Source organism: Pseudomonadota bacterium, from assembly GCA_034660915.1.
GTDB lineage: Bacteria > Desulfobacterota > Anaeroferrophillalia > Anaeroferrophillales > Anaeroferrophillaceae > DQWO01.
In genome coordinates, this window is the sequence record JAYEKE010000086.1 from 1 (window position 1) to 3,608 (window position 3,608).

The 3,608-nt window shown below is 48.4% G+C and carries 4 protein-coding genes; 2 read left to right on the forward strand and 2 right to left on the reverse strand.

The window, feature by feature from the left end; genetic code table 11:
* A partial coding sequence (locus tag U9P07_05080) for an AAA family ATPase (protein ID MEA2108776.1) occupies positions 1-854 on the forward strand: 854 nt, incomplete at its 5' end.
* A 121-nt stretch (positions 855-975) separates the two neighbouring features.
* The gene (locus tag U9P07_05085) at positions 976-1,125 is read left to right on the forward strand and encodes a hypothetical protein (protein MEA2108777.1); all 150 of its coding nucleotides are present in this window, start codon (positions 976-978) and stop codon (positions 1,123-1,125) included.
* 10 nt (positions 1,126-1,135) lie between these two features.
* Here the strand turns inward: U9P07_05085 and U9P07_05090 are convergent, their stop codons facing one another.
* A complete protein-coding gene (locus U9P07_05090; protein ID MEA2108778.1) occupies positions 1,136-2,953 on the reverse strand; it encodes a DUF3857 domain-containing protein in 1,818 nt (605 codons plus the stop codon).
* A 471-nt stretch (positions 2,954-3,424) separates the two neighbouring features.
* A partial coding sequence (locus U9P07_05095; protein MEA2108779.1) for a hypothetical protein occupies positions 3,425-3,608 on the reverse strand: 184 nt, incomplete at its 5' end.

Consider the following 3,608-nt stretch of genomic DNA (forward strand, 5'->3'; position numbering starts at 1 on the left):
AAGCGGTCAGTGCGGTGGCGGACGCGGTCATTCGTGCCCGGGCCGGGATAAAAGATCCCAATCGTCCCATCGGCAGCTTTATCTTTCTAGGACCCACCGGGGTGGGAAAAACCGAGCTGGCCAGGGCCCTGGCGGAATTTTTGTTTGATGATGAAAATAATATGACTCGGATTGATATGTCCGAATATATGGAAAAACATGCGGTATCCCGGCTGATCGGAGCCCCTCCGGGTTACGTGGGTTTTGATGAGGGCGGACAGCTGACCGAGGCGGTGCGCCGCCGGCCATATTCGGTTTTGTTGTTTGATGAAATTGAAAAGGCCCACCATGATGTCTTCAATATTCTGCTGCAGATTCTTGATGACGGGAGGTTGACTGATTCCCATGGGCGGACCATCGATTTCAAAAACACGGTGGTGATCATGACTGCAAATATCGGCAGTCAGCATATCCTGGATTTTCAGGGTCAGGAAGAACAATATGGCCAGATGAAGGAACTGGTTTTGACTGCTCTACGGACGCAGTTCAGACCTGAATTTCTCAATCGGGTGGATGATGTGGTGGTTTTCCATTCCCTGGGACGGGATGATTTGCGGCAGATTGTGGGAATTCAGCTAAAACGTTTGCTGGCGAGACTGGTTGAACAGGAAATCAGCCTGAATTTGACTCCGGAAGCCGAAAATTTTCTGGCTGAAACCGGCTATGATCCGGCGTATGGCGCCAGGCCGCTGAAACGCAGCATTCAGCGTTACCTGGAAACCCCGTTGGCGTATGAACTGATGAAGGGCAATATTAAACCGGGAGATCAGCTGTCGGTCAAGGTGGATGGAGATCACCTGACTTTCAGCAACTAATGGTTCTTTATCCCTTAAGCAGTTCCAAGAAATTTCCAGGGATGTCCCGGCATGGCTCTCGCTCATTCTCGCCGGCCGTCCATGGCCTGCCTGTGCGTGCCGCACGCAGACAGGCCGGCTTGTGGGGCGCGCTAAAGCAATGTCCCCAGGCGTCCGCCGCGAATCACATCGTCGTTCGGCGGCCAATACCGCTATGAGCCATGCCCGAACATCCTGTAATGTATTCTTGGCAACACAAGTCAGGAAGTTGAGTTATTATACTAACAGCTGATAGCTAAGGGCTAATTGCTTATTTCTATAATGACCATGCGGCTTTCCGGTTCACAAAGTTTGATCATGGCGTTGCGGAATTGCCGGTAGCTTTCATCAGCCGGAATGATACCCCGGCTCAGATTAATATTTCGGGTCCATGTGAGGGAAGTGTCATCCAAAACCCGACTGGCAGATTTCCATGAAAGATTGGACAATTGACCGTCGCTGCTGGCCGGGAATGTAGTAAAAACATAGCCTTTGGGCAAGGTGATATCCAACTCAAGATCAGCGATAAAATTATTTTCTATCAGCAGTGGGTTACGGCGTTTTTCCCGGCAGGTGGTATATTCATCCGGAAGCGTCGGTTGGGGAAGATTCAGAAAATAGTAGCCACCGGAGAAAGGAAGCTCCCTTGGAATTATAAAGGTAAAATCTATGGTGACCGGTTGTCCGGGATCATCAATTCCGCTGCTTTTGATGGGGGTGTTGCGGCTGGCCAAAGGATCAATGGCGTGCAGGAGTTGGGATGTTGCCACCTGTAACTCTTGTGGGGTGAGATAACGCAATCGGTCTCTGATATCGATGGCCGGTTGGCCGGTAAGAACCGTGTGCAGGTTCCCTTCGATCAGACCCTGACCGTTTGGCCGCAGGCTGATTTTGCTGAATCTACGGTTGGGAAAGGAAGTTATGATGGGTTTCAGCTTTCCGTCAGTCAGGTCGAGGGCCAGTTGACCTTCATAATTGCTGAATCCTGGAGGCAGCTCCTGCTGTTGGAAAGAATAGTCCCGGTTTTGGCAGCGGACAACCGGATTGGTTAACAAGCCGGGAGAAGGCATTTTACCAAATTCAGCGAGAATAACTCCATGCGTATTGACAAAAAGCAGCCGGGCGGGAATTTGCTGCTGCTTCAGCAGTTGGTAAAAGGCCACTGCCAGGTCAATCTGGGTTCCATGGCCTTTGGTTATGGTGGTTTCCGGTTTTTGTGGTACCAGGCTGGTTGAGAGAAAATCAATCGGGTGGGGAGTGGTTCGCTGCATCAGTGATTCATACAGCTTGTCTGCGGTTGACAAGTCCAAACCTGAGTTTTGCTGTAAGGCCTCAGGGATATTCCCCCTGCCATTTTGCGGCGGGATAATGTGATTGTGGTACCAGGCGGCAACCTGCTGCCAGTCGGTAAAGGTTGAAGCCAGAAGACAGCTCCCCATATTTTCATCCGCCGGCATCATTTGTTCAGGGGTTAATGCGGGAATATTTTTGACCTGCCAAAGATAGGTGGTGTTTTCCGGATTCTGCTGTATCTGGGTAGCGGGTATCCATGGTGGACGGTAAAAACTCAATTCAGTATTTTTGGGAACCTTAATCGAAACAGTTTTCCGGCTGATGGGGTTGGTTAGCCGAAAGATTTCACTGGTCCAGAAGCCCAGTTGTGAATGAAGGCTTAAATCAACTTCAATGTTTGCCCCAACAGTGACCGATGGCAGGTTGATTACTTTCTGACGGCTATGTGAATAGATGGAGGCTCCGGCCGTCCAGGGTGTCTGTATATCATGGTATTCTTTTTTACTGGCGGTTATAATTGAGCCACTTGGGCTGGTGGTCTGGGCTTTGTTGATTTTCACCGATTGATAACTGTCGTTATAGTTGAACTTGAAATCGGCGAAATCCTTTTTACCTTTGTAAGTTAGAATTTTTCGTATGAGATGCAGGTGGAGATCATAGCTGCCATCTTTATTAATCGTATATTCTTTGCTGATCAACAGGTTCAGTGCGTCGGCAGTTTGTTTTTTGTCAGCCGGACGGATGGTGCTATGAGAGCAGGCAGACAAAGCCAGAAGTGATGAAATCACGAGGATCAGGAGTAATGGATAAAAAATTGACTTTATATACTGTCTCAACTTTCTGAATTGCTCTAAAAATAGCTGAAAGAAATTTACAGGGATGTTCCGGCATGGCTCTCGCTCATTCTCGCCGGCCGTCCATGGCCGGCTTGTGGGGCGCGCTAAAGCAATGTCCCCAGGCGTCCGCCGCGAATCACAATGGGGGACAGTTTTAAAACTGTCCCCCACCAGGCGGCCAATACCGCTATGAGCCAAGCCAGAACATCCTGCTGATGTGTCCCTGGCAATACAAGTCAGAAAGTTGAGATACTGTTTAAAGGTCATGGCTGTTCTCCGGTTGATAACTTTAGTAAAACAATCAGGATTTTACTATTGACAATGTCGATATAAATTCATATATTGGTTTCATCTTTAAATACATTATTGTTTTTTCACAAAGCATCATTATTACAGGAGGTTTCAATGTTAGAAGTTAGTGAGTCAGCACAGAAAGAGATTGCCACTTATTTTCAAGGCAAGGATCCGTTGCCCATCCGGTTGTTCCTGCAGGAAGGTGGCTGAGGTGGTCCTTCCATATCGATGGCCATCGATAATGAAAAAAAAGCAAATGATAATGTCTATGAAATCGGCGGATTTGAGTACCTGGTTGATAAGGAGTTTATGG